14 protein-coding genes are annotated in these 17,395 nt (G+C 62.0%); 2 read left to right on the top strand and 12 right to left on the bottom strand.

Features of this window, described 5'->3' with window-relative positions; translation table 11 throughout:
• The first annotated feature begins 65 nt into the window (after positions 1-65).
• Positions 66-1,256 carry an O-succinylhomoserine sulfhydrylase gene (locus AWB70_RS23775; protein WP_053569405.1) on the top strand — a complete coding sequence of 397 codons (1,191 nt, stop codon included), beginning with the start codon at positions 66-68 and terminating at the stop codon, positions 1,254-1,256.
• On the opposite strand, the gene AWB70_RS23770 is transcribed toward AWB70_RS23775, so the two are convergent.
• The 12 genes from AWB70_RS23770 to AWB70_RS23720 all read right to left on the bottom strand — a co-directional run bounded on the left by AWB70_RS23770 (position 1,246) and on the right by AWB70_RS23720 (position 15,594).
• Positions 1,246-2,025: a helix-turn-helix transcriptional regulator gene (locus AWB70_RS23770; RefSeq protein ID WP_327349970.1), complete on the bottom strand. Its 780-nt coding sequence runs from the start codon at positions 2,023-2,025 to the stop codon at positions 1,246-1,248. The genes AWB70_RS23775 and AWB70_RS23770 overlap by 11 nt on opposite strands.
• Entirely contained in the window at positions 2,022-2,363 is a 342-nt protein-coding gene (locus AWB70_RS23765; protein ID WP_035502329.1) for an FKBP-type peptidyl-prolyl cis-trans isomerase, read from the bottom strand. The genes AWB70_RS23770 and AWB70_RS23765 overlap by 4 nt, the downstream gene beginning before the upstream one ends.
• A 67-nt stretch (positions 2,364-2,430) precedes the next feature.
• The gene (locus tag AWB70_RS23760; protein WP_053569403.1) at positions 2,431-3,843 is read right to left on the bottom strand and encodes a hypothetical protein; all 1,413 of its coding nucleotides are present in this window, start codon (positions 3,841-3,843) and stop codon (positions 2,431-2,433) included.
• A 107-nt stretch (positions 3,844-3,950) separates the two neighbouring features.
• The gene (locus AWB70_RS38440; protein ID WP_143281696.1) at positions 3,951-4,181 is read right to left on the bottom strand and encodes a hypothetical protein; all 231 of its coding nucleotides are present in this window, start codon (positions 4,179-4,181) and stop codon (positions 3,951-3,953) included.
• A gap of 246 nt (positions 4,182-4,427) precedes the next feature.
• Positions 4,428-6,779, bottom strand: a complete 2,352-nt coding sequence (locus AWB70_RS23755) for a polysaccharide biosynthesis tyrosine autokinase (protein ID WP_014251403.1) — start codon at positions 6,777-6,779, stop codon at positions 4,428-4,430.
• Between the two features lie 498 nt (positions 6,780-7,277).
• On the bottom strand, positions 7,278-8,366 hold the full coding sequence (locus tag AWB70_RS23750; protein WP_053569401.1) for a glycosyl hydrolase: 1,089 nt from the start codon (positions 8,364-8,366) through the stop codon (positions 7,278-7,280).
• Positions 8,367-8,399: 33 nt separating this feature from the next.
• On the bottom strand, positions 8,400-9,602 hold the full coding sequence (locus AWB70_RS23745) for a glycosyltransferase (protein ID WP_053569436.1): 1,203 nt from the start codon (positions 9,600-9,602) through the stop codon (positions 8,400-8,402).
• 49 nt (positions 9,603-9,651) lie between these two features.
• Entirely contained in the window at positions 9,652-10,731 is a 1,080-nt protein-coding gene (locus AWB70_RS23740) for a glycosyltransferase family 4 protein (protein WP_014251400.1), read from the bottom strand.
• Between the two features lie 10 nt (positions 10,732-10,741).
• Entirely contained in the window at positions 10,742-11,893 is a 1,152-nt protein-coding gene (locus AWB70_RS23735) for a glycosyltransferase (RefSeq protein WP_053569435.1), read from the bottom strand.
• A 519-nt stretch (positions 11,894-12,412) separates the two neighbouring features.
• Positions 12,413-12,601: a hypothetical protein gene (locus AWB70_RS23730; RefSeq protein ID WP_077158937.1), complete on the bottom strand. Its 189-nt coding sequence runs from the start codon at positions 12,599-12,601 to the stop codon at positions 12,413-12,415.
• A gap of 159 nt (positions 12,602-12,760) precedes the next feature.
• Complete coding sequence (locus tag AWB70_RS23725) at positions 12,761-14,038, bottom strand: flippase (protein ID WP_053569434.1); 1,278 nt, start codon at positions 14,036-14,038, stop codon at positions 12,761-12,763.
• Between the two features lie 470 nt (positions 14,039-14,508).
• Positions 14,509-15,594: a glycosyltransferase family 2 protein gene (locus tag AWB70_RS23720; RefSeq protein WP_053569400.1), complete on the bottom strand. Its 1,086-nt coding sequence runs from the start codon at positions 15,592-15,594 to the stop codon at positions 14,509-14,511.
• A gap of 646 nt (positions 15,595-16,240) precedes the next feature.
• On the opposite strand from AWB70_RS23720, the gene AWB70_RS23715 reads away from it, so the two are divergent.
• A complete protein-coding gene (locus AWB70_RS23715; protein WP_318293398.1) occupies positions 16,241-17,365 on the top strand; it encodes a sensor histidine kinase in 1,125 nt (374 codons plus the stop codon).
• Positions 17,366-17,395: the final 30 nt, after the last annotated feature.

Below are 17,395 nucleotides of genomic sequence, written 5' to 3'. Positions count from 1 at the left end.
TACAGGCCCGCTTCGTCTGCAAGGACCAAGCGGGCTTTTTTGTATCCGCGAAGAGGGGAGATGACATGAACGATAACTTCAACTTCGATACGCTTGCCGTGCGCGCCGGCACCTTGCGCAGCGAATTCAATGAGCACGCCGAAGCATTGTTTCTGACGTCGAGCTTCTGCTTCTCGAGCGCGGCCGAAGCCGCCGAGCGCTTCAAGAACGCGGAGGAAGCGTACACGTATTCGCGCTTCACCAATCCGACCGTCACGATGTTCCAGAACCGTCTTGCCGCGCTCGAAGGCGGCGAGGCCTGCATGGCGACGGCATCGGGCATGTCGGCGATCCTCTCGGTCGTGATGGCGTCGATGCAGCAGGGCGATCACATCGTCAGTTCGAAAAGCCTGTTCGGTTCGACCATCGGCATGTTCACGCAGATCTTCCCGAAGTTCGGCATCACCGCGACATTCGTCGATCCGGCCCGGCCCGACGAATGGCAGGCTGCCGTGAAGCCCGAGACGAAGATGTTCTTCCTGGAAACGCCGTCGAACCCGCTGACGGAGATCGCCGATATCGAAGCGATCGGCCGCATCGCGAAGCAGAACGGCGCGCTGTTCGTGGTCGATAACTGTTTCTGCAGTCCCGCGTTGCAGCAGCCTTTGAAACTCGGCGCGGATGTCGTGATGCATTCGGCGACGAAGTTTCTCGATGGTCAGGGCCGTGTGCTCGGCGGCGCGCTCGTCGGCACGAAGCGCTTCATCATGGAGACGGTGTTTCCGTTCGTGCGCAGCGCCGGACCGACGATGTCCGCGTTCAATGCCTGGGTGCTGTTGAAGGGCATGGAGACGCTCGCGCTGCGCGTCGAGAAGCAGTCGGCGAATGCGCTCGAGATTGCGCGCTGGCTGGAAGCGCATCCCGCGGTGAATCGCGTGTTCTATCCGGGACTCGAATCGCATCCGCAGCACGCCATCGCGATGAAGCAGCAGAAGGCGGGCGGCGCGATCGTATCGTTCGAGCTGAAGGGCGAGACGCAGGACGCGCAGCGCGCGAATGCGTGGCGCGTGATCGACGGCACGAAGCTCTGCTCGATCACCGGCAATCTCGGCGACACGCGAACGACGATCACGCATCCCGCGACGACGACCCATGGCCGCCTCACGCCTGAAGTGCGCGAAGCGGCGGGCATACGCGAAGGCTTGATCCGTCTTGCCGTTGGCCTGGAAGATCCCGCGGACATTCGCGACGATCTTGCGCGCGGACTTAACGGCTAACGCCGCCGTTGCGCCATTGCCCCGGCGAGATGCCAAAGCGCTTCGAGAACGCGTGAGTGAATGCGCTTTGATCGGCGAAGCCGACATCGAGCGCGATATCGGTGAGGGTTGCGCGCGGATCGGCGAGCAGGGTGAGCGCGGCATCGAGCCGCAAGCGATGCAGATAGCGATGCGGCGTCTCGCCGAACGCCTCGTTGAAAAGCTGATGAAAGCGCCGCATGCCGAAGCCGCAATGCGCGGCGAGATCGGCGATACGCAGCGGTTCCGATAAATGCAGACGCAGCCATCGGTCGATGCGCGCGAAGTCGAGACCGCGCATCGCGTCGACGGCATCGTCCGTGTCGTGCATCAGCACGCCGCATAGATGCGCGGCGGCCTGCCATGCGAAACGATGGACGAGGCGCGGGTCTTCGGCATGCGCGCGCCGCGCGACGTCGGCGACGAGCTGCGTGACACGCGGATCGATATCGATGGCCCGCGCGCGCTCGAAGTACCGCAGCGGCACCGCGACGGACGCCGCGGGCAGATCGAGCACGAGCTGGCGATTGTCGCCATCGGCCCAGTAGTCGTGACGCGCGCCCGCCGGAATGATCCACGCGCCGCGGCAATCGATGCGCGCGCCGTGGCCTTCGACGGCCATCTCCATCGACCCGTCGAGGCCGAGCACGATCTGATGGAAGTCGTGCACGTCCGACGCCTCGCACCGTTCATAACGGCGCAGCGACACGGCGGGACGATGAAGCGGCGCGTCCATGCAGGCAGGGCTCAGACGTCGAGCAGTTCCACTTCGAACACGAGCGTGGCGTTCGGCGGGATCACGCCGCCCGCGCCGCGCGCGCCATAGCCGAGTTGCGGCGGAATCGTGAGACGGCGCACGCCGCCCACCTTCATGCCCTGGACGCCTTCATCCCAGCCCTTGATGACCATGCCGCCGCCGAGCACGAACGCGAACGGGTCGTTGCGGTCCTTGCTCGAATCGAACTTCTGGCCGTCCGTGAGCCAGCCCGTGTAATGCACGCTGACGGTCTTGCCCGCGACGGCTTCGGCGCCCTCGCCAACGGTGACGTCTTCGTATTTGAGACCGGAATCGGTCGTGACAATCGACATGGTTGCTCCCTGGTTGATCGAAACCGACATTGTAGAACGATGCAGGGAAGCGGGCGGCGCGAGCGGCTTACAGATGACGCCCGCGCGGACCGAAGCGCGAGCCGATGCGCGCTCCGATTTCCGGCCGCACGTGCCTGCCGATCGCCGTGCCGATCGATGCGCCGTCCTGCGATTCCTGCATCGCGGCGGCGGCGGCCTTGTCGCCGACCTGCACTTTCGCGAGCTTCAGCGCGCGCACGCGCACGTAGGCCATCGCGACGAGCGTCCACGGCGCGAGATACGCGAACTCGGGCACGGAGACCATCATCATCGTCCAGGTCGCGACGCAGCACTGGCGCAGCGCCATGCCACGCGGGTCCCAGTCGAGCTTGAACGCGGGAAAGAGCATCAATGCGCTGATGAACACCGTGCCGACCACGCCGACATTGACGAGCAGTGTCGAGAAGAGATCGGTCGAGCGGACATAGCCGAAGCCGATGCCGAAGAGCTGGTTGAGCGGCGCGGCATTGAACCATAGCCGCATCGATTCGACGAACAGCAGCATGCGGTCGGAGCCCGACTCGGTCTTCTGTTCGAGCTTGTCCATCACCATCTGCTTGAAGAGATCGGCGATGTAATCCTGCAGCAGATACGCGAGCACGCACAGCACGAAGAGACCGATCAGCGCCTTGACCGGGTTGATGCCGAGCTTGCGCATGCGGATGAGCGAGTACACCGCATAGCCGATCAGCACGGTCGAAGACGTGCTCATGATGAGCGAGATCCCGATGACCCACACGGGCCAGCGCAGGCGCGAAGTCGCGTTGAAGTAAATCCAGAACGGGAAGATGGACATCGCGTACATGGAGGGCTCGCCCGTGAGCGCTTTCAGGCGCTGGATCGGAAAGCCCTTGATGTCGATCTGCTGGAACGAGCTGCCGTTCACCGTGCCGTCCGAGCGCACGATGCCCTTGCCGAACTGATCGCCGAACGCGCGGTTCGAGATGAAGTCGCCGGGCTGTCCCGTCACGATATAGAAGACCACTTCGTACATGCCGTACAGCGCGAACAGCGTGACGGCCGCGAGCAGCCATTGGTCCCACGTCGGCTTGTAATACTGGTAGACGTAAGCCACATAGAGCACGACCGCCGCGACGTAGAGCGACTGCGTAAACAGCGTCCTGCGCAGGATGAAGGTGAACGGATCCTTATCGTCGACGAGCACGATCTTGCTGAAGTCCGGCTCGAAGGGCGCCATGATGTCGGCGATCTGCGAGGTGCAGAACATGATCAGCCACACGACGATCGCCGCGAGCAGGAAATGCATCCAGTTCTTGCGCGCGCGGCCGCCGAACAGCAGCACGAGCGGCACGGAGAGAAAGCACATCAGATAGCCGATCGTCGTGCCCTGAATCGATGGCATGACGAGAAACGACGTCACCGGCATCGCGAAGGCCCAGATTCTGAAGTAGAGGTCGGTCAGCGCCGCTTTTTCTTTCATCGTCGAAGGTGGAATGCGCCTGGTTCGAACCAGGCTAGCTGTTGTAATCGGTATGGGCCGGAGCCAGGACGTCGGCGCTTATCGTGCTTCACCGCTGCATCGCGGGTTCAGCGCGAAATGAACGTGCGCGCGTCGAATCCCGGCTCGCCGAGATAGACGTAGCCGCCGATCGCGAGCAACGCGAGCACGACGACCACGACCGCCCGCACGGGCGTGCGCGCCAGCTTCCTCGCGCGCCGATGGGCACAGTGCGGACACACGGAGCAGTCCGCCGCAAGCTGTCTGCGACAGCGCGGGCATTGCACGAGCCGATGCCTGTAGGAAAAACGTCCGCTCATATGCGTCTCTTTCCCGATCCGGTTGCGGCGCGCAGCGCGCCGAAGCCCCGTGTCCATCCTGGCGAACGAGACGTTCCGGAGGATGGCTCGTGTTCCTGAAGTCGTTTGACATCCGGATCGCGCGGACGTTTCCCGCAGCGGATGGATGCATGGCGACCGATACCGCCGTTACAACGTTGAGCGCCGCGTGACAGGCACGCGGCGCGATTCATCGAAACAATGCCGCGCGTTGCCGCGCGCGCGATCTCAGCTCATCGACTTGAACGTGCTCGTATAGGCCGCGGCATAGCCATAACTGCGGCGATTGCTCGGGCGTCGCGGAATCGCGTTGAAGACCGAGCCGACGAGCCTGCCGCCCGCGCGCTGCACCTTCTTCACGGTTTCCTCGATCTCTTCCTCGCTCTGAATGCCCGAACGCAGCACGAGCACCGTCGAGCCGGCATCGCTCGCGACGATCGCCGCGTCGGTCACGACGAGGAACGGCGGCGTGTCGAGCAGGACCAGATCGAACTGGTCGCTCATGCGCGCGAGCATGTTGCGAAAGCCCGGCATCATCAGCAGCTCGGACGGATTCTCCGGATACGCGCCGCACGAGATGAACGAGAGCCCCGGCACGCCGACATAGCGGATCGCGTCGCCGAGCGCCATTTCGCCCTTCAGCACTTCCGAGAGACCGCCCGGATTCGACTGCTTGAAAAACGATGCGATGTGGCCGCGCCGCATGTCGCCATCGATCAGCAGCACGCGCAGGCCGATTTCGGCGAGCAGCACCGACAGATTCGCCGCGACGAAGCTCTTGCCCGCCGACGGAATCGGGCCCGTCAGCATCACGATATTGTTCGGCGCATTGGCGAGATCGCGATACAGCTCCGTGCGCACCGCGCGCAGCGCTTCGATCGCCGGATCGTGCGGGTAGCGGGTCGCGAGCACACGGGCATTGCGGTCGGTGTCGGCGACGTGCGGCATCGCGAAGGCATCGTGCTCCGGCAACTCGATGTGAGGCAGCGCTCTTGGCGGTCCACCGTCCTGCGTGCCGGAGTAGGTGAGCGGCGCATGCTCCACCGGCGACACGGCGATCTCGTGATCGAGCATCGCCTGCTGGCGGCTATACAGCACCTCGCCAAGCACGGGCACCGAGAGACGGCGCTCGACGAACATCGGATCGGTGACGCCGATCATCGCGTGACGGCGCAGGAAAATGAAGAACGTGCCGATGAAAAAGCCGAGGCCCGTGCCCGCGACGATCACGAGCGACTTGTTCGGCTTCACCGGGCGATACGGGCGCAGCGCGTTATCGACGATATGCGCGCCGCCGCTCGTGCTCGCACGGCGCACGGAGAGTTCCTGCGCCTTGTTCACCATGCCCATGTAGATGGTTTCCGCGACGCGCGCGTCACGGGTGAGCGTCGCGTTCTGACGTTCGGATTGCGGCATGCTGTCGAAACGCTGCTGAATCTGCTTGTTCGACGCTTCGAGTTCGGCGATCTGCTGGTCGAGATTGACCACTTGCGGGCTGCTCGGCTGGAAGCGCTGCAGGGCTTGCGTGCGTTGCAGCTTGAGCGTCGCGAGTTGCTGCATCGACACGATGCTGCCTTGCAGATAAGCCTGCGCTTCCGGAATCGGCTGCACCGACTGCGACTTCGCGCGGAACGTGCTCAGGTTGCCTTCGGCCACCTTCAGGTCGTGTTCGAGGCGCGGCAATTCTCCGCGAATGAATTCGAGCGTCTTCGTGTCGTTCGCCTGGCGCGCCTGCACCGCGGCGCTCAGGTACGCCTGGCCCAGCGCGTTCGCGACATCGGCGGTGAGCGCGGGGTCGTCGGCGTTGAAGGTGATCTGCACGACGCCCGTGTCTTTCGCGGACTCGGCCACCTTCATCGTCTTCTTCATGAGCGCGATGGCGTCGAGCGTGTTGAGGCGCGTCACGTCGAAACGCACGCCCGGATGGCCGATCGCGCTATTCACGAGAATCGATACGCCGTTCGCCGTCGCAGGGCGGCCGATCGTGCCGCGCAGAATGGTCTCGCCGTCGGGATCGCGCAACTCGTACTGATGGTTCTCCAGCAGCACGAGATCGAGCTTCTGGTCTTCGAGCGCGGGCGGCACGTCGAGCCGGCCGATCTGCAGTTCCTCGCCGCCCCATCCATACGAATCGAGGCCGAACCACGCGGGCGCGAGATGCCCCTTCTTCGCGAACAGTTCGGCGATCTGGCCGAGCACGGGGAAGGTCTTGGGCTTGGACTTGATGTCGAAATGAAACTGCTTGACCACGGGTTCGAGCACCGAGCGGCTTTGCATCACGGAGATTTCCGCAGGCGCGAGCTGATTGACCGTGGGTAGCGACTGCTGCATCTGCATCTGGTTTTGCGGCGCGATGCCGAGCGCGTTCGGATCGGGTGGATCCACGCGCACGACCACGTCCGACGAATAAATGGGCTTGGCAAGAAATGCATAGGCGGTCGCGAGCGCGGCCGCGATTCCTATGAACAGGAAGAGCATGCCAAGGTGATCGCGCAGGAGCCTGAGCATGTCGCTCGCGGTGAATTCACCGTCGTCCTTGCCTGGGCGCGAAGATCCGTTGTTCACATAGAGGGTGTTCAAAGGCGCCGTCCTCAGTTCGATAAATTGAGCGTTGTGTCCGGGCTGCGATAAAAGCAGAGTGCCCGCGCGGCATGTCCGCGCTACGTCTCACGTGTTGTTGATGCGGCGCATGGCCGGCGGAGCTTCCAGACTAAAGACGCGAGAGGCTTTCGAAAAACGAGCGAAGCGTACGATGCTTCGAGGTCGCAAGACGGAGCGCGTCGGCTCGTCGGAGTGCGATCCTTGCCTGAAGCACACTCCGTGCCTCGGAACCGCGTCTATTGGATTCGGCGGATGAAACTCGCGAATCCCGTTCGAGTCGCTTGTCATCAAACGATACGATACGCCTGGAAAAAATAGCGTCAAACCTATCTTCCGGTCGCGAAGTGCTCGCGTCTGTTAAGTACCGAACGTTCAACGACCGAAAGGCGCGGGCATACCACTTGCGCGGCCCTCTTTTCGCGCGATAATCATCGGTTTCGCAGCCGTTGTTTTCGTCGTACCAATTCATTGGTGTTTTTAGGGCATCGGGTTCGCCTTGATGAAATCGCGCACCGTGTTGAAGCGTGACTTGCGCGTTTTGCCGTCGTCGTGAATCACGCCGTAGTTACCGTCGCCGCCATAGCGCTGGTCGTCGTAGAGCTCGTACAACGTCACGTTCTGAATGTTGTAAGTCTTCGCCAGCGAGACGAATCCCTTCAACGCTTCCTTGCCCACGAGATAGCCCGCCGGGTCCGCATGATTCGGCCGCACGCCGTATTCCGTGATCCAGATGGGCTTGCCATAGCTGTCGCGCAGGCGTTCGAGCACGTTGACCTTCTTGTCGCCCGCCGCGGTGATCGGGCCCATGTTCGAATACCAGTGCCACGCGGTGATGTCCCATTGCGGTATCGGATGGCCCTTCGTGCCATCGGGCTGCGTACCGGCGTACAGCATGTCCGTGAAACCGTAATGAAGCCAGCTGAACGACGTCAGCAGGATCTTCGCGTCGGGATTCGCTTCGCGTATGCCCTTGATGAGGCCGAGGATCGAGCCGCGCGCTTTCATGAACATCGCGTTGTCGTAGTCCTTCGGATGCTCGCCGCTGCGGTCCGAGCCGAGTATCGTCCAGTTGTCGTATTCGTTGCCCACCTGATAGTACGTAACGAGGCCTTTGAGAACGCGCCCCGCGGTCTTGCCGAGCGCATAGCCGCGCTCGAAGGTTTCCTGTTCGCTCGCGCGCTTCTGCGGCTCGAAGGGCGTGACGAGCGCCAGCACGCCAATACATTGCCTGGCCGCCGCGCGCGCGAAATCCGCGACCATGTGCGCGCTTTCCTCATTCGATACATCCTGCGCGTACATCGTGACACCGAGGTCTCGCAGTTGTGAAATCTGCAAGTCGTAGTCGCTCATGCGATACGCGCCGCGATGCTCCAGATGCCCCGCAATCCCGTAGAAGACGCCGGTCGATCCTTTGTCGCAGGCGATCTTCGGCGCCGCATCCGCTTTCGATGAAGCGGACGAACGGCTGCTGTGATACGCGTCGGGCGTGCCGCTGCGCGCGAAGATCAGGACAGATGCGCACAGCAGCGCACCAAAGACTGATACCGCGGCCAACATGGTTCGCATCGATGTTCGGCCTCGTGATGATGATGCGCGCGGCTATTTGGCCAGCACGTCTGAATGTTGATGTGTCGCGCCCGCACCCGCGCCGCGCGCTCCGCCTGCGCCGCCCGGATGCAGCAGAACGTTTTGCGCCTGCGCGTCGAAGACTTCGCGCGAGAAACGCCTTCTGAACTCGCCCGCCAGCCCGGCGAGCGGAAGATTGCGCGCCGCGAAGATGCGCTCGACGAATGCATCGTGGTCGTTTGCCGGAAACAGCAGGGCGTCGGGCAGATACGAATCGAGCCCCGACACACGCGACACCACGATGGGCCGTTGCGCGAGCACGGCTTCGATCATGACGAGCGGCACGCCTTCGTACGCGGAAGGCAGCACGAGCGCGTCGCTCGCGACGATATAGGGCAGCACGTCCTTCTTCGGACCGACCATGCGCACGCACGCTGATAGCGTCGGGCTCGCGTCGATCATCGCTTGCAGGCGCGCTTCATCCGGACCTTCGCCGACGATCAGCACGAGCGTACGTGCGAATGCATCCGCGTGACGTTCGATCGCGTGCATCAGGAAATCCTGACGCTTCTGCTGAAAGTTTAGCCGCCCGATATGCGCGACGATCGTGGTGCCGTCGTCGGGCAGGCCGAGCGCGGCGCGCGCCGCGTCCTTCGTGAGCGTCGAGCGGCTGAAGCGATCGTCGACGTAATTCTCGAGGATCATCGCGCGCGCGTTGGGCGCGAGCTGGCTCAGCTTGCCGCACAGATGATCGTTGAGCGTCACGTATTCATGCGGCACGCGATACAGCGCGCGCTTGACGAGCCATTTGATTCTTGCGCCACGGCTTGCGTTCACCGGCGCTTCATCGACGAGCGGCAGGTAGCTCACCGTGCGCGTGCGCGCTTGACGTCCGGCGAGCAGGCCCGCGATGCCCGAGACGATCGTGCCTTGCGCGATCAGCAGCTTGTTCAGGCGCAACCCGCGCAATGTCGCCGCGGTCGCGCGGGCCTTGCGCAGCAGCGTAAAGACATTGCCGTGTATCGATTCGGCCGTGTAGGAAAGACCGATCGTGCCGACTTTCGGATGCGCGCGCGCCAGATCGCTCACATAACGATACAGCGGCTCGTTCGCCGTCGGCACGAGGATATGCAAAGCCTCGACATGCGCGCACTCGACGAGCGCGAGCATGAAGCGCTTAAGCATTTCTTCGTGACCGCCGTTGATACCCGAGTCGCAGTAGATTCCCAACTTCACCAATTTCCCCCTTTCTGCGCCGGGCGCGGCTCAAATCGCCACGACGCAATCACGCCTTGTCGATGAATTGCATGAGCAGGCGCGCGCTCTCCGTCCAGCGGAAACGCTCGGCGTGCGCGAGGCCACGCCGTTTGAGATCCTCGCTCAGCTCCGGCGAATCGAGCAGCTGGCGCAACTTGCCCGAGATATCTTCCACCGAAAACGGGTCGCAATAGATCGATGCATCCCCGCACGTCTCGGGCAACGCCGCCGCGCGGCCGACGAGCGTCGGACAGCCGTTGCGCATCGCCTCCAGCGGCGGAATGCCGAAACCTTCGTAAATCGAAGGATAGAGGAAGCACGCGGCATGTTGATAGAGCGCTTTCAGTTTTTCATCACTGACGTAGCCCGCCTGCTTGATGTTAGGCGCGTTCGACAGATCGTGCGCCTTGCCGAAGATGGCGGCATTCTTCATACCGACGATCACGAGATCGATCGACGGATCGTTCAGGCGCATGAATGCTTCCACGAGGCGCTTGAAGTTTTTCGTCGGATTCATGCTGCTCACGGCGAGCACGTAGCGGTTCTTCGTGAGACCGAGTTCATCGATCACCGTGGTATCCGGCGCGATGGGATCGAGATGGTCGGCGGCGAGCGGCACCACGCCGATGCGCTCCGCAGGCACGCCGACATGATGCGCGAGCCGGTCGCGCGAAAACACGGAGTTGGTCAGCACGCAACTCGACGTGCGCGCGAGAATCCAGAACATCACGTGATACCACGTGCGGAACTTCCACGAAAAATGCGCGGGCGTATCGAACACCGCGGCATCGTGCATATAGATGATCTGGTTCGGCCGGAAGATGGAACCCGAGTTCGAGAGATTCACGATGCGCGAGCGGCCGGCGAAGAGCGGCAACACGATCTGCTCCCAGAAGACACCCTTGCCGAAGCCGAGCTTCACGGTATCGACGCCTTGCACGGGATCGAGCCCGTCTTGCGGCGGCACCGCGAGCGTCACGTGCGCGCCTTGCGGCAACTTCACGAGCGCGGCGACGAGCTCTCTCGCGACGCGCTGCACGCCCGTGGTCTTCTGGCTCGTGAAGCGGCCGTTATAAACAAACTTGCTGGTGGCGATGGAAGTATCCATGTGCAGGGCGTCAGAACTGTGAATCGGAGCTGGTTTCATACGAGGCGGCCTGGTTTGCGCCGAGTTCGCGCGCGGGCTTGTCGGAGCCGAACTGGTACATCAGGAGCCACTGGCGGAAGATCGCGTCCATCGAAAAGCGCTTGCTCGCCGATGCCCGCGCCGCCGCGCCCATGCGCGCGCGCAATGCCGGCTCGTCGCGCAGGATCGCGATGCACTTCTCCATTTCTTCCGCGCTCGATGCGACGAAGCCCGTCAGCCCGTGCTGAACGACGTCGCGATTGCCGACGACATCCGTGACGACCGCGGGAATGCCCGCGACCTGCGCTTCGATCAGTGCGATGGGCATGCCTTCCCAACGCGATGTCTGCACATAGATATCGAGTTCAGAGGTCAATTCGAGCGCGCGTTCGCGCGTGACCCAGCCGCTGCACGACACCGCGCCTTTCGGCGTTCCGGCCGGCAACTCGTCCTCGCTGCCGCCGATCCACACGAAGCGAACGGAAGGGCCGTGCAACGCGGTGGCGAGCTTCACGAAGGCCTCATGATTCTTCTGGAACATTGCGCGTCCGCTCATGCCGATGACGAGTTCGCCGTCGCGCTTTTCGATGCGCGGCGGGATCTCCGCCACGTTCACGCCGTTCTCGATCATGCGGGCCTGCCGCGCGTGCATCTTCGTTTCGATCTCGGCAAGCTCGCTTTTCGAGCACGCCACGATGGTGCCGCCAAGGCGCGCCGCGATACGCTCGAAGCTCAGATAAGCGAACTGCTTGGCAGCCGACACGTCGCGGCGCAGAAAGGCCAGGCCATGCGGCGAATAGAACACGCGAGCACGCGGCGCTGCGATGCGCGCGGCGGCGCGCCCCAGCACGCCGGCTTTCGACGAATGGAGATGGATCACCGAAGGATCGCACTCCCTGAGCTTGCGGACCAGATCCCGAAGACCCGACAGGTCGTGCTTCACGCTGACTTCACGAACCATGTTCACATAGGTCAGCTTGACCGCCGGATGAAAGAGCTTCGAGAAGTCGTTGGGCGTTTCCTGCCGAATCGAATGAAGGATCGTTACGCCGACGCCAGCGGCCGCTGCGCGGTTCGATAGCTGGGTCAGCATGGAGAGCACACCGCCGCCAAAGGCTTCGGTGATATGGACGATCTCTTTCATATTGGACTCTTCGAATAGCGTCGTGCCGAGCGCCCGCGGCAATACGCAATGGAAGGGATGGTCTGGTCGTTATCAAGTAATTGGCGTGACACTTTTAAGTACGGCGTACGTATAGGATTTGGAGCAGCGCGGCTGCCCTTGAGGAAACCGCATACGGGCCGGGATGTGCGTGTCGCAGTACTAATCGAGCGCTCATGGGCGCTCGGGCGTACTCACGGGATCCGGCATAGCAATGCGCGTTCCTTGCGACGAGCGCAACGAACGGCCCCGACAAGCTCGAGAAACAAGCCTGGATTTACCTCATGCGTACGCCTGAACGAGTCGATTTGACCGATACAGGCCCGGCAAGGCTGGTCTTTGTGAAGATTGTTCTGCGTCGCGCCGATGCTAATGTGCTCGGGCCCGGTAAAAACGGCCTCTCTGCGGCACGACGTAAAGTGGGTCGGTCAATCGGTTTCGAGCGTTCCCAAGGCCGCGCCTTGGGGCAGTTTTCCCGCCGCGCGCTCGAAAGAAGGATCGTTACTGGGCAGGCGAATACGGATGTTCCGCGATCAATTCCGCGGCATTCTGCTGAGCAATGGCGGCTTCGCAAATCTCCAGAAGTATTTGCAGATCCTTGAGCGGGACCGCCACGGATTGCATGCGCAGGCTCTCGGCCTGATCCACTAGCTTCTGTACGTGTTCAATCGATGTTTCTTCTGTTTCCATCACACGGGCTCTCTTAATTAAACACTGTTCGTACCAATACGATATCGGCTCGAACTGCATGGGTCGGTTCGGTCAGTCACATACTTAAATGCAACTTTGTAGTAGCGCGCAAGTCGAATGCGCCAAATGCGACTTCGTGGTGCAGAGGCCGCTTGAGGCTTAAGTCGTCGTTTCTGAACCCGCGCCTTCCGCAATCGGGCGCTTCAAAAGCGGCACGCCTTGCAGATACAGCGTGAAGGCCATCGCCGCGGCAATGAATGTCTCTACGATCAGCACCGTGGCCGCCGCGCCCTGTTCGCCGAAGAGCTTCACAAGCACGGCGAGCGTGGCGAAGTTCACGACAGCGGATGCCATCAGCACGCGGCTGAATTGCGACCGCATGCCGAGCGGAAGCATGGTCTGAACACCGAAGAGATCGGAGAGCCCCGCCATCAACGGCACGAACGCCATCCATCGCAACACCTCTACGGTAGGCAAGAACTTCGGTCCATACAAGAGTTTTACAGCAAGCGGTGCGCCAAAGAAGATGCATAGCGAGATCAGCGACACGATCAAGCCCTGCACGACGAACATCTTGCGCAGGAATGCAAAGGCGTCGTCCTTGGCGTGATGCATGAGGAAGCTCACGCGTGGATAGGCCGCCGTCTTCAACGGTTGCAGCATATTCAGTGCCGCGCGGATCAGCTTGTCCGCCGCCGCGAAGTAACCTGCCGCAACGTTACCCGCCATGAATGTCAGCAGCACGATATTGCTCGATGCATAGATATCGACGATGGATGTCGCGATGAAGACGCTCCAGCCGTCCTTCAGACGACCGACGATGGTCTTGAACGACACGCGCACGAAGTCGAGCTCGCGCCGAAAGTACAAGTACGTGCAAATTGCGATACCCGATAGCAACGGCACCAGCGCGTTGACAGCCATTGCCATATAGAGGTCGTCATGCTCGCGCACGAAGAGATACATCGCAGGAATGCTGAGCGCGCGTCCGATGAATACGAGCAGGCTCAATACGCCAAGATCTTCGACGCCCTGAAAATACCATGTCGGAATCAGCATTGCACCGACCGCCTGACCATAGCCGATCAACAGCAGAGTACGGTTCTCTTCGAGATAGGGCACCACGGACGTGAGCACGATCACCACGAGGAATCCCGCAAGCGCGAGCATGGCTTGCGTGAGGATGGTTTCCCAGAACACCTTGGAGCGCAGCTCGCGGTTCTCGCGATTGATCGAAATCTTCGGCGTGGCCGTGAGCGAAAAGCTGTAGTTCGTGAGGGAGATGAAATACGCGGTGAAGGCCAGGCCGAATGCCAGGCGTCCATATTCGCCCGGCCCGAGTACGCGCGCAAGCCACGGCACCGTCAGGAGCGGTGCAAGGTACGTGGATACCTGCAACGTCATCAGTATCGTGAAGTTCTTTCGGAATGAAGCCATTGAACGGTTTTCCCCGCTTTCGCGCAGCGTGATCTTTATGACTATGACGCAAGATTGCGAACCCTGCAGGTCCGCCGATTCGAGTGGGCCTTTGCCTGACAGCGCATGGAGCGGATAGTTTCGCTCGTGCGTTTCGCGGTCGGTGCGGCACGCGGCCAAAGAGGTCTGCGCGCCCATGCCTTGGCCTGGCCTCGGGTGCGCTTGAGTTGAACGGAATGCGCCGGTTCCGGACCATCGACGTCCATCCGGAGAATGCGCAAGCACTATAGCAAACGTTATTTAACAAAAGAAAAGGGTATTCGTCAGTGGGTTGGCCCACGCAAGGTCTCAAGAGAGACATGATCGTTCGATTGAAAACGACTCGAAGTGATGCTAGGCATCCACATATCGTGAAGCTGACAGCGGCGCCATCTTTGAGCATTCTTTAGCGGTCGTCCTTAAGCGCAGTCCTTGCCGCGCTCAAGCATTTCTTAGTCGCGGCTAACGCTTGCGTGTGAACGCGTGCTCGCTTTGCCGGATGCATGCGCGCGCGCTGTCGAGGGCGGGCGCAACTCCATTCCAAGCGCGCGCTTGACCATGCGCTTCGCCTGAAACCAGCGGCGATCGACGACAATCTTCCGGTGAAAGCGCAGTTCCTTCGGCGTATCGTTGCGGCCCGCGGCGAAGCGGCGATAGCGCGCGGCAGTGGCTTCGATCGTGCGCATCGATTGAGCGAATGCGGGCGTATCCACGCGCGCGGCCTGATGACACGCATATGAGAAAACCTTGTGAAACATCGCGAGCCAGAAGGGGTCCAGCGCGTCGCCGTTGCAGCGCTCCATCGTTTCTTCCGCGCAGGTGGCAAGCGATGTCACCGTGTTCGGCGTGGCCCTGGTCGTGATGCTGCCCGCGCGGCGCCGATAGAAATAGAGATCGTCGGCAAGACGGAAGAGCGATGTCGCCCGCGCGTAGACGAGCGGAATCGCGGCGGCGTCTTCGTAGACGCGGCCCGTCGGAAACTCGATGCCGTTCCATAGCTCCCGCTTGTAGACGCGTGCGACGGGAAACACCTGGTACACGCGCGCGAAGTCGAGCAGCGCGTCGAGGTCGCATGCGCGATGACCGACCGTCGCCGGATCGATCAACGTGACCTTGTCGATTACCTTGCCGTCCGAATCGATGATGCCTACGTTGAACTCGATGATGTCCGCCGTGGCGGCGTCGAGAAGCGGCATGATCTTCGCGGTGAAGTCCGCGGACCAGACGTCGTCCGAGTCGAGAAAGCCGATATACGGCGACGTTGCTTCGGCGATCGCGCGATTGCGCGCGGCGGAGACACCGCGGTTTTCCTGATGGATCACGCGCATATTCGGCGCGCGCCCGCTGCGCTGAACCTCGAGTATGCGTTCGAGCGTGAGATCGGTCGAGCCGTCGTCGATGACGATCAACTCGATTTCATCGGCGCGCGGCTGCGAGAGCGCGGATTCAAGCGATGCGGCGATGAAATGCTCGACGTTGTAGGCAGGAATGATTACCGAGAGCAAGGTTTCAGGGTTGCCATGATGGGCATGAGTCATAGAGCTGATGTCAACCGTAGAGTTTGATTTGAAAGCCACCGTGGCCGAGACCGGCTCAAAGCGCGCGCCGGCCGTCCAATGCGCTAACTCCGAATTGGAATGCCCGAATCGAAAAAGCGAATCGAGAAAGCTATAGGCAGCGTCGAGCCGGAAAGGTTCGGCTCGGCGCATGAATGTCGGATCGCGGCGCTATTCTGGGAGATCGCGCCGAGGAAGTCGTTGTCAACAGAAAAATAAAATCGGCGGCGCGCTTCGGGTTGAAAATTCTCATTGCGACGAATGAGGCCGCGCGTGCCCCATCTATTTAATAGCAAATCGAATTCCCGCGTCTCTACCTGTCGTGTAAAAAAGGTAACTGAATTTATTTTGTTTGCGACCGCAATTCCTTAAACCGAATTAATAGTAATCCGATCCTTTCCTGGCGAAGTCGCGAATCCTGGGCCGCTCGTGCACGTGAATTGCTTGGCGGTCGTGGGGCAGAGCGTGCCGTGCCGTTGCCGCATGCGTCGTAGGCGCTCACATATAATGAGCTGCAAAGGTTCCTTCGCGAGGCGTATTCTTCAGGGCATACGCGCCGTTCAGTCCAGTGCGTCCGGCTTCCCGTGACATCGAAACTCAACACCGTTATACGCAAGGATCCATGACCGTGACAACGTCTTTTTCCAGTACGGTCGAGCCCGAAGGCGACAAGTCCTTCGATGCGGCCGTCGCAGGAAACGACGGCGTGCTGGTGCTCGACAGCGCTCAGCGCTGCCTCTCGGCCGACGCCGTTCTCGCTCATCTCTTCGATCTCGATCCCGCCGCCCTCGATGGCCGCGCGCTCGCCGAAACGCCCTTGCCCAAACCGCTCACCGCCGTGCTCGCCGAGGCTGCGGATGCCGCGCTCGCGGGCAACGGCACGCGCCGCGCGCACGTGACGATCGGCGCTGGCGAAGCGACACGCGCCTTCTCGATCATCGCGCTGCCGGGCCCCGATTGCGTCACGCTGATCGTCTCGCCTTCCGCGGGCGCGCCGGACGGGCAGAACGGCGTCGCGGACCGCATCGCGCATCTGCGTGCCGAGGCCGCGCTCTTCATGCGCGATCACGTGTTGTCGGTCGTATCGCACGATTTGCGCGGTCCGTTGAACGCGATCCACAGTTGGGGCTACGTGCTCGAACGCAAGGTCGACGCCAACGATCCCGCCGCGCAGCGCGCGCTCGTGGGCATCCGCTCGGGCGTCGAGCAGCAGGTGAAGCTGATCGAGCAATCCGTCGATACGACGCGCGCGGAAACGAAGGCGTTGTCGGTCGCGATTGCGCCGGTCGCGCTGCGGCCGCTACTGGAGAAAGCGGCGGCGCTCGCGCGCGCCGGTGTCGCGAGCGCGCGCGGCGTGACCATCGAGATCGATTCGCCGCTGGCGGAAGAACAGCTCGAAGGCGATGCCGAGCGTCTCTTGCAGGCGCTCTGGCTCATGCTCGCGTTCGCCGCCGAAGCGAGCCCGGCCGGCGCGACGGTGCATGCGGCGAGCAATATCGAAGGCAGCATGTGGCGCACGGACGTGCGTTTCACGGCATCGGCGCAAGCGTTGAACGACGCGTCGTCGCCGCATGTGCTCGAAGCCTTCGCGCGGCGTCAGGCGCTGGAGCCGCGCGAAGGCGGGCGCATCGCGTGGGGCCTCGCGCTGGCGAAACGCGTGTCCGAGGCGCACGGCGGCGCGTTCGAGCACAGCGATATTGCGGACAATGCGGAGGTCACGTTGTCGGTGCGCGTACCGGTCGCGGGGATGTAAATTGACTTTCGAAGACCTGTCGCCCATATA

Origin of the sequence: Caballeronia cordobensis (assembly GCF_001544575.2) — a bacterium.
GTDB lineage: Bacteria > Pseudomonadota > Gammaproteobacteria > Burkholderiales > Burkholderiaceae > Caballeronia > Caballeronia cordobensis.
The sequence above is the reverse complement of the archived record's forward strand: the minus strand, read 5'-3'. Positions and strand labels throughout refer to the sequence as shown.